The organism is Salinarimonas sp., from assembly GCF_040111675.1.
GTDB lineage: Bacteria > Pseudomonadota > Alphaproteobacteria > Rhizobiales > Beijerinckiaceae > Salinarimonas.
The window spans coordinates 4827087-4851372 of sequence record NZ_CP157794.1 but is presented as its reverse complement, the minus strand read 5'-3'; the positions used below and the strand labels follow the sequence as shown (position 1 = coordinate 4851372).

The window sequence follows — 24286 nt, the reverse complement described above, 5'->3', positions numbered from 1 at the left end:
GCGCTCAGCCCGCCGGCTTCTTCAGCCGCATCAGCTTGAAGAATCCGGCCGGGAACAGCGGCGCGATCTCCTCCACCGTGAAGCCCCGGCGCTCGGCCCAGGCGGCGACGCGGCTGATCTTGAAGGCGGAGGACCAGCCGACCTTGGCCATCAGCGGCGCGACGGCGTGCTCCAACGCCGCGATCGGGCCCGTGTCGCGGGACAGCTTCGAGGAGATCACGATCTCGCCGCCGGCTTTCAGCACCCGCGCGCATTCGTCGAGGGCGCCTTCGGGGTCGGGCACCAGCGTGATGACGAAAGGCACCGCCACCGCGTCGAAGGCCTCGTCGCGAAAGCCCAGCCGGCAGGCGTCCATCGCGGCGATCAGCTTCACCTGCGGCAGGCCGGCGAGCACCTTCTCGCGGGCCTTGGCCAGCATGTGGATCGACAGGTCGACGCCGCAGACCCGCGCCTCGCGCGGGTAATAGGGGAGGACGAGCCCGGTGCCGACCCCGATCTCGAGGATCTCCGGCCCGCAGGCGGCCGCGGCCTCGGCCGTCCGGCGATGCGCGTCGGAGAGGAACTTGTGGTAGACGCGGTCGTAGAACGGAGCCCAGCGCTCGTAGACCCGGCGCTGCCCTTCGAGATCGTACTGGACGGCCATGCTGGCTCCTGGCGCGTGGTGTCGGCCGCCCGTCAGGCGAGGGCGTCCGCGCCCTGCGGCGCGGCGTGGGAGACGGCGGCGCTCGTGCGCCGGGCGATGGTGCCGCCGCCCAGCACCCGGGCCCGCGGATCCTCGCTCTCGTAGACGACGCAGGCCTGGCCGGGGGAGACGCCGTCCTCGGGGGAGAGCAGCTCGACCTCGACCTCCGGCCCGCTCTCGCCCGCGGCGAGGCGCATGAGGGCCGGGCGCGGCGCGCGCGTCGAGCGTACCCGGGCGGCGACCTCGAGCCCCTCGCCGAGCGCGTCCAGCGGGACGTCGCCGAGCCAGTTCACGTCGCGCAGGCGGATGCGGCGCGTGGCCAACGCCTCCCGCGGGCCGACGACGACGCGGGCGTTCTCGGCGTCGAGCCCGAGCACGTAGAGCGGCTCGCCGACGGAGAGCCCGAGCCCCCGGCGCTGGCCCACCGTGTAGTGGATGATGCCCTCGTGCGCGCCGAGCACGCGCCCGTCGACGTGGACGATCTCCCCGGGAGCGGCCGCGTTGGGCTTGAGCTTCGTGATCACGTCGGAATAGCGGCCCTGCGGCACGAAGCAGATGTCCTGGCTGTCCGCCTTCTCCGCCACCGAGAGGCCGAGCTCGCGGGCGAGCGCGCGGGTCTCGCCCTTGTCGGCGAGCTCGCCGAGCGGAAAGCGCAGGAGGTCGAGCTGGGCCTTCGTCGTGGCGTAGAGGAAATAGCTCTGGTCGCGCGCCGGGTCGGCGGCGCGGTAGAGGCCGCGGCGGCCGTCGGGCAGCGGCCGGCTCGCGACGTAGTGCCCGGTGGCGAGGGCGTCCGCGCCGAGCTCCTTCGCGGTCTCGAGCAGATCGCGGAACTTGATGGAGCGGTTGCACTCGACGCAGGGAATCGGCGTCTCGCCGGCGAGATAGCTGTCGGCGAAGCTCTCCATCACCGCCTCGCGGAAGCGGCTCTCGTAGTCGAGCACGTAATGCGGGATGCCGATCGCCTCGGCCACGCGGCGGGCGTCGTGGATGTCCTGGCCGGCGCAGCAGGCGCCCTTGCGATGGGTCGCGGCGCCGTGATCGTAGAGCTGTAGCGTGATGCCGACCACGTCGTAGCCCTCGCGCTTCAGCAGCGCGGCGACGACGGAAGAATCGACGCCGCCGGACATGGCGACGACGACGCGCGTCGCGGCGGGCTCCTTCGGCAGGTCGAGGCTGTTTCGCATCCTCACTCTTCCTTCGCGCGAACGGGACGGGCCCGCGGCTCGAGCCCGTCCTCTATAGCGGCGGCGCCCGGCCGTTTCCAGCGACGCCGGGCAGATTCTGCCGAGACGCCCGGCGCATTCTGCCGGCTCGGAACGGTTCGACCGCGGCGCTCGCCGGCACGCCCGAAACGAAAATGGTTGAACGCCAACGGATTGCAAGGCGCGGCGAGCCCTGGCGCGGCTCTTGCGGTGCGGGGTGCGGCGCTTTCTGCCGGCGCCGTCCGAGTTTTCGCGCGAGCGTCACGCCATGCGTTTCGATCCCGTTCCCGCCGAGGCGTCTCGGCGTCCAGAGCCCCGGCCGCGGCCCGCGTCGCCCCCGCGCGACGGGGATGCGCCCGCCTTCCGCGTGCCGCCGGAAGCCGACGGTCCGGCGCGACCCGAGGCGCGCGAGCGCGTCCGCGAGACCCGCGAGACCCGTGCGCCGGACGGCGCGGAGCCGGCCGAGCGTCGACGGAGGCCGGAGGACGCTCAGCGATCCGAAGCGCCGGCCTCAGCCGCCGAGCCGACCGAGCCGAGCGAGGCATCCGCGACCGAGACCTCCACCACCGGGACCTCCACCGCCGAGACGCCCGCGACCGAGCCCGTCGAGAGCGCACCGACCGCGGCGCAGGCCGTTGCGTCGGGACCGGCGGGCCCGCAGGCGAACGGGGAGGCCGCCTCGCCCTCGACGGAGCCCGCCCCGCAGCCGGACGGGGCCGACACGGCCGGGCCCGCGGCCGGTCCCGGGCTGTCCGCCGTCGCGCAGGCCCATGCGCCGGGGCAGGCGATGGTGCGGACCGAAGGAGAGGCGCGCGATGCGGCGCAGGGCGTGCGCCCCGATGCGCCGCCGGGCCAGGCGATCGCCGCCGCCGCCCGTACGCTGCGCGGCGGGAACCCGGCAGGGCCGGGAGCCGCCGTCGGCGCGGATTCCGGCGCCGGCGACGCGAAGCCGGCCGCGCCCGCCGGCGGCGCCGCCGCGACACCCGGCGCACCCGCAGCGCCCGCCGCGACGGGGGCGGACGCGACCGAGGCCCTTCCGGCGCAGCCCCTCGCCGAGGCGCTGAGTCAGGCCGGCGTCGCTGCCGGCGAGGCGAAGCCCGCCGCCGCCGTTCCTGCCGAGGGCGCGGCGAAGCCGGGCGCGGAAGCGCCCGCCGAGGGCAAGCCGGCCGCCGGCGCATCGGCGCAGACCTTCGTCCAGGCTCAGGCGCAGGGCGTGGCCCAGCCCGCGGCGTCGCAGGGCGCGCCCCCGGCGCAGCCGCCGCTCGATCCGGGCGCGGCCCCGCCGCAGATCCAGGCCCCGCAGCCCGCCCCGCCGGGCGCCGCCCCGCCGCCCACGGCGACGGCGCCGCAGCCCGCCTATGCCCAGCCGCCGGTCCTCGACAACGTGCCGCTCGGCGCGGTGCCGATCGAGATCGGGCTGAAGAGCCTGGGCAACGTCAACCGCTTCACCATCCGCCTCGACCCGGCCGAGCTCGGCCGCATCGACGTCTCGCTCGAGATCGAGGAGGGCGAGGTGACCGCGAAGCTGCAGGTCGAGCGCGTCGAGACGCTGATGCTGCTCCAGCGCGACGCGAAGACCCTCGAGCGCGCCTTCGAGCAGGCGGGGCTGCGGACGAACGAAGGCTCGGTGCAGATGTCCCTGCGCGAGCAGCCGGGCGACCCGCGCGGCGGCGACGGCGGCGGGCGCGAGGCCTTCGGCCAGGGCGAGGGCCGGCGCGACGGGCGCGGCGAGGAGGGCGGCCGGCGCGGCCGCGGCGGCCTCGTCGAGCCGCAGGCGATCGAGGCGCTGGCGCCGCGGCGGATCCTCGCCGGCGGGCTCGTCGGCGTCGACGTGCGGATCTGAGGGGAGGCGGGCATGGCGGCCGGAATCGGGGCGACGGCGCAGCAGGCGACCGCGGGCGGCGGGACGGCGGCGGCCGACCGCCAGAACATCGCCGACAATTTCGATCAGTTCCTGTTGCTGCTCACCACGCAGCTGCAGAACCAGAGCCCGCTCGACCCGCTCGACACCAACCAGTTCACCCAGCAGCTGGTGCAGTTCGCCTCGGTCGAGCAGCAGATCAAGACCAACGAGATGCTGGGCTCGCTGATCACCTCGACCCGCGCCGCCAACGTCTCCACCGCCTCGAGCTTCATCGGTCGACGCATCGAGGCGGCGGGTCCGCAGGCCGAGCTCGCCGACGGTCAGGCGCAATGGACGCTGACGCTGCCCAGGGCCGCGAGCCGGGCGGTGATCGAGGTCGTCGATTCTTCGGGCACGGTCGTCGCCGCCGAGACGCGCTCCCTCCAGGCGGGCGAGCAGACCTTCACCTGGGACGGGCGCACGTCGACGGGGGCGCAGGCCCCCGACGGGACTTACGCCATCCGCGTCCAGGCCCGGGACGCCGCCGGGCAGCCGGTGGAGGTGTCCACCACCTTCTCCGGCATCGTCGACGCCCTCGACCTCACCGGCGACGAGCCGGTCCTGATCTCGGGCGGCGTCCGCGTGCCGCTCGGCGCGGTCACCGGAGTCTCCGACGTGTGAGACCCGCAGACGCGCGAGTCGTCGCGCGTGAAACGCGGGTTTTCACTTCAGGCTTTCTTAAGCGGAGGGCCGTAACGTCGCACCCGACGTTGGTCTGTCGAGTGTGTGAGAGTAACATGACCGAACCGCTTCGCTCGAGGGCGAAATACGTCATCGGGCCCGACGGCAGCCCGCTGACGATCGCGGACCTGCCGCCCACGAACACCCGTCGCTGGGTGATCCGCCGCAAGGCGGAAGTGGTGGCCGCCGTGCGCGGAGGGCTGCTCAGCCTGGAGGAAGCCTGCCAGCGCTACACGCTGACGACGGAGGAGTTCCTCTCCTGGCAGCATTCGATCGACCAGCACGGTCTCGCCGGCCTGCGCACGACGCGGATCCAGCAATACCGCAACTGATCGAGCGCGTCTCCCCCGCCTTCGAAGGGCGCCGCCTCCACCCGGAGCGGCGCCCTTCGCCGTTTCGGCGCCGATCGCGTCGGCGTTAACCAGTCGTTCACCCTCCGCTGGGAAATTCCTGCCTACCGGCTGCGTGCGATGCGCCGGACGGAAACGCGTTCTCGGTGGGGCTGAACTCGCGTGAACCAGGCCTTGGAGACCCTCAGCCGGCTCGGACCGCAACGGCTCGCCATCATGGGCGTCGTCGCGCTGGCGCTCGCCGGCTTCTTCGGCTTCGTGATCATGCGCATGGCGCAGCCGGACATGGGCGTGCTCTACGCCGACCTGTCCCTCTCCGACGCCGGCGCCGTGGTGCGCGAGCTCGAGGCGCGGGGCGTCCGATACGAGACCCGCGCCGACGGCGTCATCCTCGCCCCGCGACCGGACCTGGCGCGGCTGCGCATGGAGCTCGCCGCCGACGGCCTGCCCGCCGGCGCGGGCGTCGGCTACGAGATCTTCGACCGGGGCGATTCGTTCTCCTCGACCAGCTTCGTCCAGAACATCAACCAGCTGCGGGCGCTCGAGGGCGAGCTCTCGCGCACGATCTCGTCGCTGGCCCGGGTCGAGGCGGCGCGCGTCCACCTCGCCATTCCCGAGCGCCGGCTGTTCGAGCGCGACCGGGAGGATCCGCGGGCCTCCATCGTGCTGCGGGTGCGCGGCGAGCTCGACCAGGCCCAGGTGCGCGCCATCCGCCACCTCGTCGCCACCGCCGTCGAGGGCCTGCGCCCGGACCGGATCTCCATCGTCGACGAGGCCGGCCGCCTGCTCGCCGACGGCGCGGTGGACGGGCTCTCCATGGCGGGCCTCGCCGTCGACGAGACCCGTGTCGGCTTCGAGAACCGGGTGCGGGCGCAGGTGGAGGACATCGTCGCGGGCATCGTCGGGCGCGGCCGCACGCGGGTGCAGGTGGCGGCGGAGTTCGACACGAACCGGGTGGAGAACCGCTCGGAGACCTTCGATCCGGACGGGCGCGTGATGCGCTCCTCGCAGAGCCGCACCGACACCGCCGTCTCGACCCAGGGCGAGGCGGGCGTCACCGTCGGCAACGAGCTCCCCGGCGCCGGCGACGCGCAGGGCGGCGGCGCGCGCGACCAGCAGGAGACGACCGAGGAGACGATCAACTACGAGATCTCGCGCTCGACCCGCGTCGAGATGCTGGAGGGGCCGCGCCTGTCCCGTCTCTCGGTGGCGGTCCTCGTCGACGGCGTCTACACCACGGGCGCGAACGGCGAGATCGCCTACGAGCCGCGCGGGCAGGAGGAGCTCGAGCGCATCGAGGCGCTGGTGCGCACGGCCATCGGCTTCGACCCGAACCGCGGCGACCAGGTCGAGGTTGTGAACCTGCGCTTCGCCGATGCGCCGACGCCGGAGGCGCTGCCCGAGGCGCCGACGCTGGTCGAGAGCCTCTTGAACCCGACCCGCGAGGACGTGCTGCGCGCGATCGAGCTCGGCGTGATCTTTCTCCTGACGCTCGTCGTGATCTTCACGGTGCTGCGGCCGATGCTTCGCGCGCTCAAGGCGCCTCCCGTCGAGATGGCGACGGCGGCGGCCGGAGGCTCGCGCAACGGCGGCGGCCAGGCCGCCGTCGAGGGCGGTCGCACCGAGCCCGGCATGGTCGCCGACAACAGCGCCACCTCGCAGATGATCGAGATGGCCAAGGTGAACGGGCAGGTGCAGCAGCAATCGCTCGAGCGCGTGGCCGACCTCGTCAAGTCGAGCCCGACGGAGACCGTCTCCGTGCTGCGGCAATGGATCCACGAGCGAGGCTGAGGGATGAGCCCGAAATTCGTCTTCGAGCGCGACTTCTCCCGCCCCAAGGGCGCGCCCTCCGCGCGCGCCGAGGCGGCGCTGGCCGAGGCCGAGGCGCGCGGCCACGCCCGCGGCGTCGCGGAGGGCCGCGCGCAGGCCCAGGCCGAGGCCGACGCGGCCCTCGCCGAGACCCTGCGCCGGGTGGGCGAGGCCTCGCGCGCCCTCCTCGCGGACGCCGACGCCCGCGGCGCGGCGCTCGAGGGCCAGGCGCTGGCCTTCGCCGAGACGCTGGCGCGGACGCTCGCCGGGGCGGCGCTCGAGCGCTTCCCGATGGACGCCGTCGCAGAGGTGGCGCGCCAGGCCTTCGGGCACCTGCGCGGCGTCCCGCATCTCGTCGTGCGCGTCAACGAGGGGCTCGTCGACGACGTCGAGCGCCTGGTCGAGCAGATGGCGCGCGAGCGCGGCTTCGACGGCCGTCTCGTGGTGCTCGGCGAGCCCGACATCGCGCGCGGCGACGCGCGCTTCGAATGGGCCGACGGCGGGGTGGCGCGCGACGGCGCGGCCATCGCCGACGAGGTGGCCCGCAGCATCCTCGACGCCGGATCGGAGCCGACATGAGCGACGAATTCACCCTCCCTCAGCTCAACGATGAGGACATCGGCTTCGACGCCGACGCGCCCACCTCCGCCGAGTCGACCCGCGACGGCCCGGTGATCCAGCGCACCGCCGCCGACCTCGAGCAGATCTTCGACGTGCCCGTGCAGGTCTCGGCCGTGCTCGGCCGCGCTCGCATGCCGGTGGGCGATCTCCTGCAGATCGCGCCCGGCGCCGTGCTCGAGCTCGACCGCAAGGTCGGCGAGGCGGTGGACATCTTCGTCAACAACCGCCTCGTCGCCCGCGGCGAGGTGGTGCTGGTCGAGGAGCGGCTCGGCATCACCATGACCGAGATCATCAAGAGCGAGCATTAAGGAGCCGGCCCCATGCGCCTTCTCATCATCGGACGGCTGAACGGCGAGCTCACCGCCGCCTCGCGCATCGCCATGAACCGCGGCGCCGGCGTGGTGCAGGCGGACGACCTGCACCAGGGTCTCGCGGTGCTGCGCGCCAAGGGCGCCGACCTGATCATGGTCGACGTCGCGCTCTCGGTGGGCGAGCTCGTCGCCGCGCTCGAGGCCGAGCGCATCCGCACCCCCGTCGTCGCCTGCGGCACGGGCTCGGACGCCCGCGCGGCGGTGGCCGCGATCCAGGCCGGCGCGAAGGAATACATCCCGCTGCCGCCCGACGCCGACATGATCGCGGCGATCCTGGAGGCGGTCGTCGCCGACAACGCCGCCTTCGTCTGGCGCGATCCGGCGATGGAGAAGGTCGTCAAGATGGCCGAGCAGGTGGCCCGCTCGGACGCCTCCGTGCTGATCACCGGCGAGAGCGGCACCGGCAAGGAGGTGCTCGCCCGCCACCTGCACCAGCGCTCGGCGCGCCGCTCGAAGCCGTTCGTGTCCGTCAATTGCGCGGCCATCCCCGACGCGCTGCTGGAGAGCGAGCTGTTCGGCCACGAGAAGGGCGCCTTCACCGGGGCGGTGGCCCGGCGCATCGGCAAGTTCGAGGAAGCGAACGGCGGCACGCTGCTCCTCGACGAGATCTCCGAGATGGACGTGCGCCTGCAGGCGAAGCTGCTGCGCGCGCTCCAGGAGCGCGTCATCGACCGGGTCGGCGGCGCCAAGCCCGTGCCCGTGGACATCCGCGTGCTCGCCACATCGAACCGCAACATGGCCGAGGCGGTGCGCGCGGGGACGTTCCGGGAGGATCTGTTCTACCGGCTCAACGTCGTCCACCTGCGCCTGCCGGCCCTGCGCGAGCGGCCCGGCGACATCATCGAGATCGCCCAGCATTTCGCCCGCAAGTACGCGCAGGCGAACGGCCTGCCGGAGCGCGGCCTCTCCCACGACGCCAAGCGCGTCGTGCTCAAGAACCCCTGGCGCGGCAACGTTCGCGAGCTGGAGAACGCGGTGCACCGCGCCGTCCTCCTCGCCACCGGCGCCGAGATCGGGCCCGACGCCCTGATGACGCCGGAGGGCGACGCGCTCGGCGCCGAGCCCGACGCGGCGACCCGGGCGGCGCGTACGGCGGAGGCGGTCACCCGTCAGCTCGTGGGGCGTACGGTGGCCGAGGTCGAGCAGGACCTCATCCTCGACACCCTCGACCATTGCCTCGGCAACCGCACCCATGCGGCCAAGATCCTCGGCATCTCGATCCGCACGCTGCGCAACAAGCTCAACGAATATTCCTCCGCGGGCGTCGCCGTGCCTGAGCCGGGACAAGCGCGGGCGCCGACGGCGGCGGTGGGGTAGGCCCGCGATCTCCCCGTTGCCCCCCGGCCCGGATCGCGCGATCCTACGGGAGAACCCGTAGGCGGCTCGCGCGTTGGCGCGGCGGCGAACAGGGAGGACACACCCATGCGCGGAGCGATGCGCGCGGCGGCGGCCGCGCTGGCGGGACTCGCGCTCGGCGTCGCGGCGCCGGGCGGAGCCGAGGCCGGTCCGGCCTTCAACCAGCGTTTCGAGGGCGCCTGGGTCGGCGCCGGCACGGTCAAGCGCGAGTCCGATCCCGCGCCCCGGCGGGTCACCTGCACCGTCACCGGCGAGGCGGACGAGACGCGGCTCGCGCTCGCGGGCACCTGCCGGGCGATGCTGATCTTCACCCGCGCCATCGGCGCCGACCTCGCGGTCGACGGCAGCGGGCGCTATCGCGGCGTCTATGTCGGCTCCCGGGTCGGCCCGGCGCAGCTCTCGGGACGCGTCGAGGGCGATCGGGCCGTGCTGGACGTCGCCTTCCCGAGGGGGTCGGCGGCGGCGCGCAGCGGATGGTCATCGAGAACCCGCCGGGCTCGCAGCGCTTCACCCTGCGGGTCACCGACGTGATCGACGGCGCCCGCCAGGAGATCACCAATCTCGTGTTCGAGCGCCGCTGAGAGCTAGCCGATCGCCTCCCAGCGCGCGTCCGCCTTCGCGGAGCGCACCGCCGCCTCGATGAAGGCCACCCCGCGCACGCCGTCGTCGACGGTCGGCACCTCGCGCGCCTCGTCCGGCGCCTCGCGGCCGGCGAGCCGGGCCTCGATCTGGTCGGCGATGTCGGAATAGAGGTTGGCGAAGCCCTCGAGATAGCCCTCCGGATGCCCGGCGGGGATGCGGCTCACCCGTTGCGACACCGCGCTCGCGCCCGCGCCGTTGCGCCGGATCAGCCGGGGCGGCTCGCCGATCGGCGTGTGCACCAGGACGTTCGGGTTCTCCTGCCCCCATGCCAGGGCGCCGGTCTCGCCGTAGACGCGCAGCGTGAGCGCGTTCTCCTCGCCCACCGCGACCTGCGAGCACCAGAGCGATCCGCGCGCGCCGCTCTTGAAGCGCAGCAGCATGTGCGCGTCGTCGTCGAGACGCCGTCCCGGGGCGAAGGTGGTGAGCTCGGCGGCGAGCCGCGCCACCTTCTCGCCGGTGACGAACTCGGCGAGGTTGAAGGCGTGCGAGCCGATGTCGCCGACGGCGCCGGCGGGGCCGGACTGCGCCGGGTCGGTGCGCCAGGCAGCCTGCTTCTGGCCCTCCTCCTCGATGCGCGTGGCGAGCCAGTCCTGCGCGTATTCCACCTGCACGACCCGCACCGCCCCGATCGCGCCGGAGCGCACCAGCGCGCGCGCCTCGCGCACCAGCGGGTAGCCGGTGTAATTGTGCGTGACCGCGAAGACGACGCCCTTCGCCTTCGCCAGATCGGAGAGCTCGCGGGCTTTCTCGAGCGAGGTGGTCAGCGGCTTGTCGCAGATCACGTGGAAGCCGGCTTCGAGAAAGGCCCTGGCCGGCTCGAAATGCGCGTGGTTCGGCGTGACGATCGCCACCGCGTCGATGCGGTCCTCCCGCGTCGCCTCCCCCTGCGCCATGGCGGCCGCGTCGGCATAGACGCGGGCGGGGTCGAGCAGCAGGTCGGCGCCCGAGGCGCGCGCCTTCTCGGGCGAGGAGGACAGCGCGCCGGCGACGAGCGTCCAGCGGTCGTCGAGGCGCGCGGCCATGCGGTGGACGCCGCCGATGAAGGCGCCGCGCCCGCCGCCGACCATGCCGAGCCGCAGCCGGCGGGCGCGGGCGGCGGAGGAGCCGTCCTGTCCGGAAGCTTCGATCGTCATCTCACGCCCCCCCGTCCAGGCCGAGCATGCGGCGGTTGGCGGCCTGGTCCGTGCCGGAGCCGGCGAAGTCGTCGAAGGCCTTGTCGGTGACGCGGATGATGTGCGCCTCGATGAATTGCGCGCCCTCGCGCGCGCCGTCCTCGGGATGCTTGAGCACGCATTCCCACTCGAGCACGGCCCAGCTGTCGTAGTCGTACTGCGCGAGCTTCGAGAAGATCTGCCCGAAATCGATCTGCCCGTCGCCGAGCGAGCGGAAGCGCCCGGCGCGCTCGATCCAGGACGCGTAGCCGCCGTAGACGCCCTGGCGGCCGGTGGGGTTGAGCTCGGCGTCCTTGGCGTGGAAGGCCTTGATGCGCTCGTGGTAGAGGTCGATGAAGGCCACGTAGTCGAGCCCCTGCAGCAGGAAATGGCTCGGGTCGTAGTTGATGCAGGCGCGCGGATGGCCGCCGACCGCCTCGACGAACCGCTCGAAGCTCGCACCGTCGTGCAGGTCCTCGCCGGGGTGGAGCTCGAAGCAGACGTCGCAGCCCGCCTCCTCGTAGGCGTCGAGGATCGGGCGCCAGCGCCTGGCCAGCTCCTCGAAGGCGGTCTCGATCAGCCCCGCCGGGCGCTGCGGCCAGGGATAGACGTAGGGCCAGGCGAGCGCGCCCGAGAAGCTCACCGAGGCGGACAGGCCGAAGCGGCGTGAGGCCTCGGCCGCGAGCGTCATCTGCCGGATCGCCCACTCGGTGCGCGCCTGCGCGTTCCCCCGCACCTCCGGGGGCGCGAAGCCGTCGAAGGCCGCGTCGTAGGCCGGATGCACGGCGACGAGCTGGCCCTGCATGTGGGTCGAGAGCTCGGTGATCGAGAGCCCGTGCGAGGCGACGATCCCCTTCACCTCGTCGACATAGGCCTCGGAGGTGGCGGCCTTCTCGAGGTCGAACAGGCGCGGATCGAAGGTGGGGATCTGCACGCCCTTGTAGCCGAGCGAGGCCGCCCAGCGGCAGATCGCGTCGAGCGCGTTGAACGGCGCCGCGTCGCCCGCGAACTGGGCGAGGAACAGGCCGGGTCCCTTCATGGTCTTCATGGTCGTCCTCCCTGTCGTCTTCTGCTGCGCCGACCCGCTTGGTCCCCGGCCGGAGCGCCGTCGAGCGCGCGGGGGAAGGGGACGCGCGGCAGATCTGTCGCGCCACTCGGCATTCTCCGGCGTGATCGGCTCGGCGTCGAGCACGGACTCGCCGCGCACCCGAGCGTGCGCGGCGAACGCGCCGGCGGCGACGCCCGTCGCCGTGGCGATCGTGGCCGTCGGAGCTCCGCCCCTCCCGGACGATCCTCCCATTCCCGAAGCGCGCCCATGCATCGATTCGCCGCTCCGGCGCGTTCCTCCCGCCCAGCGTCGCGAGGCGGCGCGCAACGAGATGGGAGGGAAGTCTCATGAAGGTCTCCATGAGGGTCTCCGTGCAGACCCGGATGTTGCAGGCGCTCGTCGCCTTCTCCACGATCATGGCCGGCGCCGCCGTCGCGCTGGCGCAGACCGTCACGCCGGACGATCCCGGCGTCGCCGAGCCTGCGCCGGTGACGACGGGGCTCGAGGCGTGGTGGTGGGTCATCGTGATCGCGGTACTCGCCGCGATCGTGATCTGGTTCGCCATGCGTCGGCGCGGGCGCGGACCGAGCCCCTGAGATCGGGGCGCCGACGCGGCGTCGCGGCGCGCCGGGGCTCCGGAACGCGGGTTTGTCGCGGGCGTTCGAAGCTTGACTCGCTCGCGACGCCGCACCACGTGCGGAAGGACGGAGTCTCGACCCCTCGCCGCCGTCCCCCGGCGGCACCGGACGAAAGCAGCATGCCCGACCTGACGATCATCGGCCGACGCCGTGTATTCACCATCCTCGCCGCCGCGCTGATCGCGGCGGCGCTCGCCTTCGCGCCGCGCCCGGCGCTCGCCGCGCAGGTCTCCTATTCGGAGTTCGTGCAGGCCGTGCAGAGCGGCGAGGTCACCTCGGCGCGCCTGCGGGGCCAGGAGGTCGAGGCGGTCACCCTGTCCGGGCGACAGCTCGAGACCTTCGTTCCCGACGGCGCGAACCTGGTGTCGACGCTGCGCGCGAACGGCGTCGAGATCGTCGCCGAGCCGCCGCCGAGCGACGGCGCGGGCTCGCTGATCGGCGCGCTCCTGCCGATCCTGCTCCTCGTCTTCCTGTTCTTCTTCCTGCTGCGCCGCATGCGCGGCGGGGCGGGCGGCGCCGGCGGCCTGACCTCGGTCGGCAAGTCGAAGGCCAAGCTCCTCACCGAGGCGCACGGGCGCGTCACCTTCGACGACGTGGCCGGCATCGACGAGGCCAAGGAGGACCTCCAGGAGATCGTCGAGTTCCTCAAGGACCCGCAGAAATTCCAGCGTCTCGGCGGGCGCATCCCCCGCGGCGTGCTGCTCGTCGGCTCGCCCGGAACCGGCAAGACGCTCACCGCCCGCGCCGTCGCCGGCGAGGCGAACGTGCCGTTCTTCACGATCTCCGGCTCGGACTTCGTCGAGATGTTCGTCGGCGTCGGCGCGAGCCGCGTGCGCGACATGTTCGAGCAGGCCAAGAAGAACTCGCCCTGCATCATCTTCATCGACGAGATCGACGCGGTCGGCCGCCATCGCGGCGCGGGCCTCGGCGGCGGCAACGACGAGCGCGAGCAGACGCTCAACCAGCTGCTGGTCGAGATGGACGGCTTCGAGGCGAACGAGGGCGTGATCATCATCGCCGCGACCAACCGTCCCGACGTGCTCGATCCGGCGCTGCTGCGCCCGGGCCGTTTCGACCGGCAGATCGTCGTCCCCGCGCCCGACGTGCTCGGCCGCGAGAAGATCCTCAACGTCCACGTGCGCAAGGTGCCGCTCGCGCCCGACGTCGACATCAAGACGGTGGCGCGCGGCACGCCCGGCTTCTCGGGCGCGGACCTGATGAACCTCGTCAACGAGGCGGCTCTGCTCGCGGCGCGGCGCGGCAAGCGCATCGTCACGATGCAGGAATTCGAGGACGCCAAGGACAAGGTGATGATGGGCGCGGAGCGCCGCACCCTGGTCATGACCGACGACGAGAAGCGGCTCACCGCCTATCACGAGGCCGGCCACGCCATCGTCGCGCTCAACGTGCCCGCGACCGACCCGGTGCACAAGGCGACCATCATCCCCCGCGGGCGCGCGCTCGGCATGGTCATGCAGCTGCCCGAGCACGACAAGATGTCGATGTCGTTCGAGCAGATGACGTCTCGCCTCGCCATCATGATGGGCGGGCGCGTCGCCGAGGAGCTGATCTTCGGCAAGGACAAGGTCACCTCCGGCGCCCAGTCCGACATCGACCAGGCGACGCGGCTCGCCAAGATGATGGTCACGCGCTGGGGTTTCTCGGACGAGCTCGGCGCGGTCTCCTACGGCGACAACCAGGACGAGGTCTTCCTCGGCATGCAGGTCGGCCGCCAGCAGCACGTCTCCGAGGCGACGGCGCGCAAGATCGACACGGAGGTGCGCCGCTTCGTCGAGACGGGCCTCTCCGAGGCGCGTCGCATCCTCACCGAGAAGCGCGACCAGCTCGAGACGATGGCGCGGGCGCTGATCGAGTACGAGACGCTGACCGGCCAGGAGATCCGCGACCTGCTCGAGGGCAAGAAGCCGCATCGCGAGGAGGCCTCCGCCACCCGCCGCGGACTGCCGTCGATCGCCAAGCCGAGCTGACGGGCCTCGCCGACGCTCACGGGGCGGCGCCGTTGCGCGCCGCCGCCGCGCTTCCCATCTCTCCTGCCTGTGTGACGCGAAAGCGAGACGGAGGTCGCCGATGCGCCTGAACGACCCGTTCACCGCCGAGGAGATGGAGGCGATGCGCCGCGCCGGGCGCACCGACGAGGAGCGGACGCTCGAGGGCGCCTTCGAGAAGGCCCGCGCCGTCGGCAAGCGCCTGCCCTTCGCCGAGGACGTGCTCGCGGCCTATTACTGCGTGCGCGACCCCGCCACCCCGCGGCGGGTGAAATGGATTCTGCTCGGCGCGCTCGCCTATTTCGTCCTGCCCACGGACATGGTCGCCGACTTCCTGCCCGTGGTCGGCTTCACCGACGACATCGCCGTGCTCACCGCCGCCTTCGGCGCGGTCGCGACCTCGATCAAGCCGCAGCATCGCGAGGAGGCGAGACGGGCGATCGAGGAGGCGTGAGCCCGCCTCGCGGGAACCGCCTGCGCCCCGGGCGACTTGAGCCCGCATGCCGTCCAACGCCTTTCTCGCGCCCCTGCCCGATCTCCTGCGCGTCGCCGTCGTGGGCGCGCTCGCCTATGTCGGGCTCGTCGCGCTGCTCCGCGTGACGGGCAAGCGCACGCTCACCAAGCTCAACGCTTTCGACCTCGTGGTCACGGTCGCGCTCGGCTCGACGCTGGCCTCCGTGCTGACGAGCGAGAGCGTGGCGCTGCTCGAGGGTCTCGTCGCCTTCGCGACGCTGATCCTGCTGCAGATGGCGGTGACCTGGCTTTCGGTGCGCTCGCCGCGCTTCCAGAGCCTCGTCAAGGCGACGCCGGCGCTTCTCGTCTACCGGGGCGCGGTGCTGGAGGACGCGTTGCGGGCCGAGCGGGTGAGCCGCGAGGAGATCCTCGCCGTCGCGCGCTCGAGCGGCGCCACCGACCTGTCCGAGGTCGGCGCGGTGATCCTGGAGACCGACGGCTCGCTCTCCGTCCTGTCGAAGCCGCCCGAGCCGCAGGCGCGGACCTCGACGCTGACCACCGTCAGCGACGCGCCGCGCGGTCCCGCGGGTCCGCAGCGGACATGAAAAAGCCCGGGCCGTGGACCGGTCCGGGCTCTCTGTCGCGTCCGTGCGGCGCGGCGCCCGCCACGCCGCACGGCGAGCGGATCACAGGTTGAAGTACGCCTCGCGCGCCGCGATGAAGCGGGCGTCGTTCTGCTCCGTCGAGGTCCGCACGATCCTGAGCGCGTCGACGTAGCTCTGCGTGACGCGCTTGGTCAGGTCGTCCTCGGACTCGAGCAGACCCTGGATGATCTCCTTGGCCGCGTTGGCGCCGGCCTCGAGGATCTCCTCGGGGAAGTAGCGCACCACCACGTCGTGCTCGTTGACGAGCGTCTGCAGGGCGCGCGGGTTGTTTGCGTAGAAGTCCGAGGCGACCTGGTCGTACTCGGCCTGCGAGCAATCGCGGACGATCGCCTGCAGGTCCTCCGGCAGGGCCTGGTACTTGGCCTTGTCGACGACGAGCTCGGTGGCGAGGCCCGGCTCGTTGAAGGACGGGAAGTAGTAGTTCTTGGCGATCTGGTAGAAGCCCAGCGCCAGGTCGTTGTAGGGACCGACGAACTCGGCCGCGTCGAGCGTGCCGGCCTGGAGCGCCGGGAAGATCTCGCCGCCGGCCATGTTGGTCACGGTGGCGCCGAGCTGCTCCCACACGCGGCCGCCGAGGCCCGGGGTGCGGAAGCGCAGGCCCTGCAGGTCGGACAGGCCGGTCAGCTCGTTGCGGAACCAGCCGCCCGCCTGGGTGCCGGTGTCGCCCGAGAGGAAGCCCTGCACGCCGAACTGATCGTAGATCTCGTCCCACAGCTCCTGGCCGCCCATGTAGCGCACCCACGCGGCGAGCTCGCGCGAGGTCATGCCGTAGGGAACGCCGGTGAAGAAGGACAGGCCCTGGCTCTTGTTCTGCCAGTAATAGGCGGCGCCGTGGCTCATCTCGGCCGTGCCGTCGATGACCGCGTCGAGGGACTGGAGCGCCGGCACGAGCTCGCCCGCGGAGAAGACCTGCACCGTCAGGCGCCCGCCGGAGGCGGCGGTGATGCGGTCCGCCAGGCGCTGCGCGCCGACGCCGAGACCCGGGAAGTTGCGGGGCCAGGTGGTCACCATGCGCCAGGTGATGTTGCCCTGAGCGATGGCCGGCGCGGCGAGCGTGGACGCGGCGGCGACGCCCCCGACCGCGGCGCCCTTGAGAAACTGACGACGTTCCATACTGAACCCTCCATTTGATCTTATCGGCGTGTCGCGCCCGATCCGCTCCCGACGGAGCGTGCAACGAGGAAAAGTGGCTGGCTTTTCTCCGGATCGGGCCGAAGGCCGGCGCACATTAGGCATTCCGGTTGTGAAACACAACAGAGCCCATGCGCGTAAATCCCCATGCCATGAAGATTTCCTAACGGCACGCAGAATGCGGGGCGCCGCCGACCTCGGGTCGCGGCGCGGGAAATCCGCGCCGAAGAGCATCCAGCCGCGCCGCCCGCTACCGGCTCGTCTCCCAGCGCCGCCGCGAGACGCGGCTCGGCGTTCGAGAGGTCTGCGGGATCGCGGGTGCAGGCTTCCGTCACCCGCGGCTCCGGATCCTCGATCTCGAGCCCCGTCATCTCCTCACTCGCGGCGCCGGGCGCGCGACTCGCGGCCGAGAGCGCCCGAGCCGACGACGTCCCGATCGCCGCCCTCGGGCGGCGCCTCGGCGCCGCGGCCGCGGGCGAACAGGACCGGCAGGGCGAAGCCGATGCCGAGGAAGCGCACCAGATGGTGGACCCCGACATAGAGCGGATCGAGCCCCATCACGAGCGCGAGGACCACCATCGCCTCGAGCCCGCCCGGCGCGAAGGCGACGAGCGCCTCGGCGACCGGCGCGCCGGCGAGGAGCACGGCGAGGCCCGCGAAGGCCGCCGCCACGCCCATGCCGACGAGGAAGGCCGTGAGGGCCGCCGGCACCAGGCGGCCGATGGCGGCGAGGTCGAGCACGTTGAAGCGCTGCGCGATGTAGACGCCGATCAGGGTGAAGCCGAGCGTCGCGATCGGCTCCGGCAGATGGCCGGGCACCGCCCCGGTGACGTGGGCGAGACCGCTCGCCACCGTCGCCCCGAGGAGTGTTTAGGGTCGGACAGAAGTGAGACGCTGAGGCCTTGAACGGGATCGGGGATCCCGGAAGCTTGGGTTTGCGACAACACGAGCTTCAGGAGATCCCCGATGCAGGTTTTCGGCCTGCCCCGTCAGGTTATCAGAAACGGTCGGGTCGCGTCGCGTCTCATCGGCGCGAAGACCTTCGATATCGCAGCGACGATGAGACGCGACGCGGTGATGCGCTGGCGTCGTGCGATGCGCGCCGGGCTCGGGGCCGAGGAGGCCGCGCAGGCCGTCGGCGTGCCGCGCTCGACGCTGTATCGCTGGGAGAAGGACCCTCGGCCGCGCAGCCGTCGCCCGCACCGGATGCGAGCCAAGTCCTGGACGTCCGAGCTGGTCCGCGCCGTCGAGCGCCTGCGCGACGACTACCCGATGTGGGGACGCGCCAAGATCGGGCCGCTCGTGCGCCTCGAAGGCTTCGCCGTCTCCGACAGGACGGTGGGGCGCATCATCGCCCACCTGGTCGCACGCGGACGCGCCCAGCCCGTCCCGATCGCCCGCAAGGCCGCCAAGACCAAGCGCTGGACCGCCAGGCGCCGTCATGCCCTGCGACTGCCCAAGGGACTGAAGGCCGACGCGCCCGGCGCCATCGTCCAGATCGACACCGTCTACGTCCAGATCGCGCCAGAGTGCCACGTCAAGCACTTCACCGCCTATTGCCCCGTCGCCAAATGGACCGTCGCAAAGGCTTTCCGGCGCGCCACCGCCAAGGCCGCCGCCCTCTTCCTCGACAAGGTCCTCGCCGAGATGCCCTTCCCGGTGAAGGCGATCCAGGTCGACGGCGGCTCCGAGTTCAAGGCCGAGTTCGAGCAGGCCTGCGCCGACAAGAACCTCGTCCTCTACGAGCTCCCGCCCAAGAGCCCCAAGCTCAACGGCGGCGTCGAGCGCTGCAACGCCGCCTGGCGCTACGAATTCTACGCCGTCTACGACCTCCCCGCCGGCGTCGAGGCCCTCAATCCCCATATCGACGCCTTCCAGCACCTCTACAACCACCACAGACCGCATGGAGCCCTTGCCGGACGACCACCCGCCGCGTACCTCTCCAAACCAGCTGCCGGGAGCCCCGCCGCGTCTCATATGTGCTGACCCCGGACAAGGAGGAGCGGCGCCGCGAGCCGCAGCCGGTCGAAGAGATACCCCGCCGCGAGCCCGCCGAGCAGCAGCAGCGCGAGGGCGCCGGGCCCGACCGGCGCGTCGCCGGCGCCGAAGAAGGCCTCGCCGGTCTCGCCCGTCACCTTCACCAGGAACGGCAGGACGATGAGGAGGAAAAGGAGCCGCGTCGACTGCACGATGCCGATGCCGGCGACGTCCGCCCGCCGCTCGACGGCGATCGCCATCACCGCGGTCAGCGCGCCGGGCACGGTCGCGAGGACGGCGTCGTCGCGCCGCCAGCCGAACAGCCGAACCAGGACGATCGAGGAGGCGCCGGTGATCGCGATCACCGCGACGGCCAGGAAGACGAGGCTCAGCGGGTAGCGGCTCACGGCGGCCAGGGTGTCGGGAGACATGCCGGCGCCCATCACCACGCCGGAGAGGATCATCGCCGCGTCCGCCAGCGCGCGGGGCATGATGACGGCGAGCCCGAGGCGCCCGAGGAGGATGACGGCCACCACCGCGCCGGACAGCCACGAGGCCGGGATGCCGAGCAGCGTGAACAGCCAGCCGCCGAGCCAGGCCGCGCCGATCTGCACGACCTGCGCGGCCGCCGAGCGGCGATAGGCGTCGAGGGTGAGGCGGAGGGTCACGGGGCGGTCTCGACCTTTCTCGCGCGCCTTGCGATCGATCAATGTTTCGCACGGCCGGCCCTGCCATTGTCCAACGCGACGGGGCGCTGTTCCTGGCGGTTACCGTCACGGACGCCCGGTGCAATCTCGGGGGAGTTGCGCCGGGCGTCTTCCTTTCCGGCAGCCCATTCCTGTCAGGCTCCGCGGCGCTTGGAAAGGCCGCGGAACGCACGGGGGGATTTCGCGGAACGCAAGCGCGGCCCGCGCGTGCGGGCGGCAGGCGTCTCGAGCGGCAGGCGTCTCGGGGCTCCTCGGCCTCGCTGGCGAGATCGTCGGGCGCGGGCGGCTCAGGCGGCGACGCGCTCGAGCGACGCGGCGGAGCCGCGGGCGACGAAGGTCGGCGGGATCACGTGCCGCTCCGGCGGGGCGTCCGGCGTCTCGATGCGCCGCATCAGCACCTCGGCGGCGCGCCGCCCGATCGCGTCGTGATGCGCGCGGACCGTCGAGAGCTGCGGCTCCGAGGCCACGGCCTCCGGCGCGTCGCCGCAGCCGACGATGGAGATGTCCCGCCCGGCCCGACGGTTGCGGCGCGTGAGGCCGATCATCGCCCCGAAGGCCGTGAGGTCGTCGACGCAGACGATGGCGGTCGGCGGGTTGCCGAGATCGAGCAGGCGCATGACGCCCTCGATCCCCGTCTCGCGGCTGCCGTAGCCGTCGATCAGCCAATCGCAGTCGATCGGCAGGCCGGCGCGCTGCAGCGCCTCGCAGAAGGCGCGCCTTCGCGCCCGGTGGCTGGAGACGCCGTCCGCGCCGCCGATCATGGCGATCCGGCGATGGCCGAGCTCCAGGAGATGCTCCACCGCGAGGCAAGCGGCCAGCGTGTCGTCGCTGCCGACGTAGTCGAACGCGAGCCCGTCCACCTCGCGCGCGACCTGCACGACCGGGATGCCGGCGGCGACGAGATGAGAGAGGGCGGCGGCCGTTGTGCCGCCCGCCGGCGAGATCAGGATGCCGTCCGGCCTGAACTCGCGCAGCATGGTGAGCACGCGCTCCTGGCGCTCGAGGTCCTCCGCCGTCGTGCCCAGCAGGATCGAGCGCCCCGCCTCGCGCGCCACGTCCTCGACCGCGCCGAGGATCACGGCGCTCTCGGGCAGGGCGAGGTCGGAGAGCGCCACGGCGAGCATGTCCGAGCGCGCGGTTCGCAGGGAGGCGGCGCCGCGATTGACCGTGTAGCCGAGCTCCTTCGCGGCTTGCTGAACGCGCAGCCGCGTGGCTTCGGCGACGACGGGCGCGTTGCGCAAGGCGAGCGATACCGTCGCCGTCGAGACGCCCAGCATGTCGGCTATGATCTGCAGCGTGACCCGGCCGCGTGCGCCCCGGATCGGCCCCGTCGAAGTCGGCGCCATCTCAACCTTCCCCGCTCGAACTTAGCGAAGGTTAGCCTGACCGTGCGGCCGGTCTATCAGGAAACATACGTAGAAATCGCAGCGCTGCGGCCGTTTTCACCCTTTACGCGTGCGTGCACGCTCCCGCGCGATCAGGTAAAGCCCCGATCCGACGACGATGAAGGCGCCGACGAGCGTCCACGCATCCGGTAGATCTCCGAAGACGAACCAGCCGAGCGCCAGCATCCACACGATCTGTGTGTAGAAAAACGGTGACAGCACCGAGGCCGGCGCCCGCGCATGCGCGAGGATCAGCAGCCAATGCCCGACGGCGCCGAAGGCGCCGAGCCCGCCGAGCACGAGCCACGCGAAAGCCGAGGGCGGCGCCTCCCAGAGGAACGGCGCGATCGGCGCCGTCACCGCGACGCCGACGAGGCCGGAATAGACGAGCGTCGTGCGCGAGGAATCGGTGCCGGCGAGCATGCGCGTCGTCACGCCGTAGAGCGCGTTCGACAGGGCCGCGCCGAGCGACAGCAGCGCCGCCGGCTGGAAGCCTTCGAGGCCGGGGCGGACCACGACGAGCACGCCGAGGAAGCCGACCACGATCGCCGCGAGCCGCCGCGGGCCCACCCGCTCGCCGAGCAGCGGCCCGGCGATCAGCGCCACGATGAAGGGCGTCGAGAACATGATCGCCATGGTCTCGGCGAGCTGCAGCCAGCGCAAAGCCAGGAAATTGAGCAGCGTGCCGCCGAGCAGGAAGAGCGAGCGCAGGACCTGCAGCGCCGGCCGGTTCGAGCGCGCGACGCCCGGCGTGGTGAGCCCGTTGACGAAGACGCCGATTAGGATCACCGAGCCGAGATAGCGCGCGAACACGACCTGCAGCGTCGGCAGGTCCCGGCCGAGCCACTTGGCGCTGGCGTCGAGGCCGGAGAAGCACAGAAGCGCCGCGCACATCAGCCCGATGCCGACGAGCCGCTCCCGGCTCGCCGCCGCGTCGAGCGGGGCGTCGAGGTCGGTCGTGCGGCGCGGGGGCTTCTCGGGGCTGCTCATGCGGGCGGGACGATAGCGGAGGCGCGCGGCCCGCGGCAGGGGGGCGGCGCGCATGCCGGATGTGCGCGGGGGCGGGGGGAACGTTTTCCCGCGCCGCTCGGAGGAAGCTCGTAGATGAATTGGCGACCAGCCTAGTCCAACCGCAGGAATGCGGCAGCGCGTGCATATTGGCAAGAGTGCACGCAAAGGTAACTTTTGAAGAACCTCAGCTTGCGGGATGCGAGAAATGGAATTTTTGGCGCTTGATGTTGAAACGGCTAACGCCGACATGGCGTCGATATGTCAAATAAGTCTGGTGAGATTCGCGAACGGGCTTGTGATAGATGAATTTAGCACATACTTGGACCCGGAGAGCGAATTTGATCAAGTTAACGTAATGATCCATGGAATTCGCGCAGAAACCGTCCGGGGATCGCCCAAACTTTCAGATATTTGCGATGAGCTTGGGAGGATGATGCATGGAAAAATTATTGTGACTCATACTCCTTTTGACAGAGTTGCATTGGCGAGGGCATACCAAAGCTATGGGGCTTGTCCGGTCAGGTGCCGATGGCTCGATTCCGCAAGAGTGGTTCGGCGGGCATGGCATCATCTCGCATGGGCGGGCTACGGGCTAAAGAATGTGTGCAGAGAGCTGAAAATTGAATTTAGACATCACAACGCGTTAGAGGACGCGCGGGCGGCCGGACGCATCATGCTCGCTGCAATAGAACAGACGGGCATAGATGCCGAGGCATGGCTCCGTCGAGTTTCTATGCCGATCGATTTGACCAAGGCTCAATCACCGCGCGTCAAGCTCGACAGAGATCCTGACGGTCCGCTCTACGGCGGGACGCTAGCGTTCACTGGATCCTTGCAGATTCCGCGTCGCGAAGCAGCCGAGATGGCGGCCAAGCTCGGATGCGCAGTCGCGTCCAATGTCTCACGAAAGCTGACGATCCTCGTCGTCGGTGACCAAGACGTGACGAGACTGGCCGGTCATGATAGAAGTGCAAAGCACAGGAAGGTAGAAGATTTGATTTTGGACGGTTGTCCGATTCGAATCCTGCGAGAAACCGACTTCTTAGAACTCGTGAGCAATTCGGCATTGAGCCATTGAGAAGTGCACCTTGATCTGCACGAAAGATTTTCTGCGCCAATGGCGGACTGCTCGAAGGTAAGAAGCCCCTCCCGTCGCCGGAAGGGGCTTCCTCGTCTCGACTCGTGGCGCGCTCGTCCGCCCCACCCTCCGTGCTGCGCACGGCCTCCTCCTCTGCGGGAGGTGGCGCCGCCCCGCCCTCAGATCACATAGCTCTTCAGCGGGGGAAACCCGTTGAACGCCACGGCCGCGTAGGTCGTCGTGTAGGCGCCCGTCCCCTCGATCAGCACCTTGTCGCCGATGGAGAGCGACACGGGCAGCGGGTAGGGGGTCTTCTCGTAGAGCACGTCGGCCGAATCGCAGGTCGGGCCGGCGAGCACGCAGGGCGCGGTGGCGTCCTCGTCGTCGCGGTCGGTGCGGATCGCGTAGCGGATCGACTCGTCCATCGTCTCGGCGAGGCCGCCGAACTTGCCGATGTCGAGATAGACCCAGCGGATCTCGTCCGCCTCGCGGCTCTTCTTCGAGACGAGCACGACCTCGGCCTCGATCACGCCGGCATTGCCCACCATGCCGCGGCCCGGCTCGATGATGGTCGCCGGGATGCGGTTGCCGAAGTGGCGCGACAGGGCCTCGAAGATGGACTGGCCGTAGGCCTCCACCGCCGGGATGTCCTTGAGGTATCGGGTCGGGAAGCCGCCGCCGAGATTGACCATCGACAGGTGGATGCCCTTCTCGGCGCAGGCGTGGAAGATCGCCGCCGCGGAGCCGAGCGCCTGGTCCCAGGCCTCGGTGTTGCCCTGCTGCGAGCCGACGTGGAAGGACACGCCGTAGGCCTCGAGCCCGACGCGGTGGGCGTGCTCGAGCACCTCGACCGCCATGGCGGGCTCGCAGCCGAACTTGCGCGAGAGCGGCCACTCGGCGCCCGCGCCGTCGCAGAGGATGCGGCAGAAGACCTGCACGTCCTCGGCGCCGGTCTGCGCCTTGGCGCGGGCGATCTTCTCGACCTCGGCCTCGCAATCGACGGCGAACAGGCGCACGCCGAGCTCGAGGGCGCGGGCGATGTCGCGCTCCTTCTTGATCGTGTTGCCGAAGGAGACCCGGTCGGGCGTGGCGCCGGCGGCGAGCGCGAGCTCGATCTCGACGACGGAGGCCGTGTCGAACGACGAGCCGAGCTCGGCCAGCAGCGCCAGCAGCTCCGGCTCCGGGTTGGCCTTCACGGCGTAGAAGACGCGCGTGTCCGGCAGGGCGCGGGCGAACTTGAAATAGTTCTCGCGGACGACCTCGAGGTCGACGACGAGGCAGGGCCCGTCCTCACGGCGACGGCGCAGGAACTCACGAATGCGCTCGGTCATCGGCGCTCTTCCCCATAGGCTCGCGGGCGGCCGTTGCGATGCGGCCACCGATTGGATCACGATCGCGACCTTGCCAAAGGCCGCGGAG

22 protein-coding genes and 2 pseudogenes are annotated in these 24286 nt (G+C 71.5%); 14 read left to right on the top strand and 10 right to left on the bottom strand.

Annotation, left to right across the window (positions count from 1 at the left end; all coding sequences use genetic code 11):
- Nucleotides 1-4: 4 nt before the first annotated feature.
- Together ABL310_RS22505 and mnmA are read right to left on the bottom strand one after the other, a co-directional pair.
- Nucleotides 5-643 carry a methyltransferase domain-containing protein gene (locus ABL310_RS22505; RefSeq protein WP_349369232.1) on the bottom strand — a complete coding sequence of 213 codons (639 nt, stop codon included), beginning with the start codon at nucleotides 641-643 and terminating at the stop codon, nucleotides 5-7.
- A 32-nt stretch (nucleotides 644-675) separates the two neighbouring features.
- Entirely contained in the window at nucleotides 676-1866 is a 1191-nt protein-coding gene (gene mnmA, locus ABL310_RS22500; protein WP_349369231.1) for a tRNA 2-thiouridine(34) synthase MnmA, read from the bottom strand.
- A gap of 286 nt (nucleotides 1867-2152) precedes the next feature.
- On the opposite strand from mnmA, the gene ABL310_RS22495 reads away from it, so the two are divergent.
- The 8 genes from ABL310_RS22495 (at nucleotide 2153) to ABL310_RS22460 (ending at nucleotide 9506) form a co-directional block, all read left to right on the top strand.
- Nucleotides 2153-3727 (top strand): flagellar hook-length control protein FliK, encoded by a 1575-nt coding sequence (locus ABL310_RS22495; protein ID WP_349369230.1) that lies wholly within the window; start codon nucleotides 2153-2155, stop codon nucleotides 3725-3727.
- Between the two features lie 12 nt (nucleotides 3728-3739).
- Nucleotides 3740-4408 carry a flagellar hook capping FlgD N-terminal domain-containing protein gene (locus tag ABL310_RS22490; RefSeq protein ID WP_349369229.1) on the top strand — a complete coding sequence of 223 codons (669 nt, stop codon included), beginning with the start codon at nucleotides 3740-3742 and terminating at the stop codon, nucleotides 4406-4408.
- Between the two features lie 116 nt (nucleotides 4409-4524).
- A complete protein-coding gene (locus ABL310_RS22485; protein ID WP_029030908.1) occupies nucleotides 4525-4800 on the top strand; it encodes a DUF1153 domain-containing protein in 276 nt (91 codons plus the stop codon).
- 180 nt (nucleotides 4801-4980) lie between these two features.
- Nucleotides 4981-6609 carry a flagellar basal-body MS-ring/collar protein FliF gene (gene fliF / locus ABL310_RS22480; protein ID WP_349369228.1) on the top strand — a complete coding sequence of 543 codons (1629 nt, stop codon included), beginning with the start codon at nucleotides 4981-4983 and terminating at the stop codon, nucleotides 6607-6609.
- A gap of 3 nt (nucleotides 6610-6612) precedes the next feature.
- Nucleotides 6613-7206 (top strand): flagellar assembly protein FliH, encoded by a 594-nt coding sequence (locus ABL310_RS22475; RefSeq protein ID WP_349369227.1) that lies wholly within the window; start codon nucleotides 6613-6615, stop codon nucleotides 7204-7206.
- Nucleotides 7203-7556 (top strand): flagellar motor switch protein FliN, encoded by a 354-nt coding sequence (gene fliN / locus ABL310_RS22470; RefSeq protein WP_349369226.1) that lies wholly within the window; start codon nucleotides 7203-7205, stop codon nucleotides 7554-7556. The genes ABL310_RS22475 and fliN overlap by 4 nt, the downstream gene beginning before the upstream one ends.
- Before the next feature lie 12 nt (nucleotides 7557-7568).
- Entirely contained in the window at nucleotides 7569-8936 is a 1368-nt protein-coding gene (locus ABL310_RS22465; protein WP_349369225.1) for a sigma-54 dependent transcriptional regulator, read from the top strand.
- 105 nt (nucleotides 8937-9041) lie between these two features.
- Nucleotides 9042-9506 carry a hypothetical protein gene (locus ABL310_RS22460; protein ID WP_349369224.1) on the top strand — a complete coding sequence of 155 codons (465 nt, stop codon included), beginning with the start codon at nucleotides 9042-9044 and terminating at the stop codon, nucleotides 9504-9506.
- A 53-nt stretch (nucleotides 9507-9559) separates the two neighbouring features.
- Here ABL310_RS22460 and ABL310_RS22455 read toward each other — a convergent pair whose 3' ends face one another.
- On the bottom strand, nucleotides 9560-10750 hold the full coding sequence (locus ABL310_RS22455; RefSeq protein ID WP_349369223.1) for a Gfo/Idh/MocA family oxidoreductase: 1191 nt from the start codon (nucleotides 10748-10750) through the stop codon (nucleotides 9560-9562).
- Nucleotide 10751: 1 nt separating this feature from the next.
- Nucleotides 10752-11816, bottom strand: a complete 1065-nt coding sequence (locus ABL310_RS22450; protein WP_349369222.1) for a sugar phosphate isomerase/epimerase — start codon at nucleotides 11814-11816, stop codon at nucleotides 10752-10754.
- Between the two features lie 347 nt (nucleotides 11817-12163).
- On the opposite strand from ABL310_RS22450, the gene ABL310_RS22445 reads away from it, so the two are divergent.
- The 4 genes and pseudogenes from ABL310_RS22445 to ABL310_RS22430 all read left to right on the top strand — a co-directional run bounded on the left by ABL310_RS22445 (nucleotide 12164) and on the right by ABL310_RS22430 (nucleotide 15518).
- Nucleotides 12164-12412, top strand: coding sequence for a hypothetical protein (locus ABL310_RS22445; RefSeq protein WP_349369221.1), 249 nt, complete (start codon nucleotides 12164-12166; stop codon nucleotides 12410-12412).
- A gap of 161 nt (nucleotides 12413-12573) precedes the next feature.
- A pseudogene (ftsH, locus tag ABL310_RS22440) lies at nucleotides 12574-14391 on the top strand (ATP-dependent zinc metalloprotease FtsH); the annotation flags it as partial.
- A 151-nt stretch (nucleotides 14392-14542) separates the two neighbouring features.
- Nucleotides 14543-14914, top strand: coding sequence for a YkvA family protein (locus ABL310_RS22435; RefSeq protein ID WP_349369219.1), 372 nt, complete (start codon nucleotides 14543-14545; stop codon nucleotides 14912-14914).
- Nucleotides 14915-14960: 46 nt separating this feature from the next.
- Nucleotides 14961-15518: a YetF domain-containing protein gene (locus tag ABL310_RS22430; protein ID WP_349369218.1), complete on the top strand. Its 558-nt coding sequence runs from the start codon at nucleotides 14961-14963 to the stop codon at nucleotides 15516-15518.
- 81 nt (nucleotides 15519-15599) lie between these two features.
- Here ABL310_RS22430 and ABL310_RS22425 read toward each other — a convergent pair whose 3' ends face one another.
- Both ABL310_RS22425 and ABL310_RS22420 read right to left on the bottom strand, forming a co-directional pair.
- Complete coding sequence (locus ABL310_RS22425) at nucleotides 15600-16691, bottom strand: TRAP transporter substrate-binding protein (protein WP_349369217.1); 1092 nt, start codon at nucleotides 16689-16691, stop codon at nucleotides 15600-15602.
- A gap of 393 nt (nucleotides 16692-17084) precedes the next feature.
- Nucleotides 17085-17564 (bottom strand): annotated as a pseudogene (locus tag ABL310_RS22420) (AbrB family transcriptional regulator); the annotation flags it as partial.
- 204 nt (nucleotides 17565-17768) lie between these two features.
- On the opposite strand from ABL310_RS22420, the gene ABL310_RS22415 reads away from it, so the two are divergent.
- Nucleotides 17769-18695 (top strand): integrase core domain-containing protein, encoded by a 927-nt coding sequence (locus ABL310_RS22415; protein WP_349369216.1) that lies wholly within the window; start codon nucleotides 17769-17771, stop codon nucleotides 18693-18695.
- Here ABL310_RS22415 and ABL310_RS22410 read toward each other — a convergent pair.
- The 3 genes from ABL310_RS22410 to ABL310_RS22400 form a co-directional block, all read right to left on the bottom strand.
- Nucleotides 18683-19354, bottom strand: a complete 672-nt coding sequence (locus ABL310_RS22410) for an AbrB family transcriptional regulator (protein ID WP_349369215.1) — start codon at nucleotides 19352-19354, stop codon at nucleotides 18683-18685. The genes ABL310_RS22415 and ABL310_RS22410 overlap by 13 nt on opposite strands.
- Nucleotides 19355-19680: 326 nt before the next feature.
- On the bottom strand, nucleotides 19681-20739 hold the full coding sequence (locus ABL310_RS22405) for a LacI family DNA-binding transcriptional regulator (RefSeq protein WP_349369214.1): 1059 nt from the start codon (nucleotides 20737-20739) through the stop codon (nucleotides 19681-19683).
- 96 nt (nucleotides 20740-20835) lie between these two features.
- Nucleotides 20836-21768 carry a DMT family transporter gene (locus ABL310_RS22400; RefSeq protein ID WP_349369213.1) on the bottom strand — a complete coding sequence of 311 codons (933 nt, stop codon included), beginning with the start codon at nucleotides 21766-21768 and terminating at the stop codon, nucleotides 20836-20838.
- A gap of 226 nt (nucleotides 21769-21994) precedes the next feature.
- On the opposite strand from ABL310_RS22400, the gene ABL310_RS22395 reads away from it, so the two are divergent.
- Nucleotides 21995-22867 (top strand): exonuclease domain-containing protein, encoded by an 873-nt coding sequence (locus tag ABL310_RS22395; protein ID WP_349369212.1) that lies wholly within the window; start codon nucleotides 21995-21997, stop codon nucleotides 22865-22867.
- 179 nt (nucleotides 22868-23046) lie between these two features.
- Here ABL310_RS22395 and ABL310_RS22390 read toward each other — a convergent pair whose 3' ends face one another.
- A complete protein-coding gene (locus ABL310_RS22390; protein WP_349369211.1) occupies nucleotides 23047-24198 on the bottom strand; it encodes a type III PLP-dependent enzyme in 1152 nt (383 codons plus the stop codon).
- Nucleotides 24199-24286: the final 88 nt, after the last annotated feature.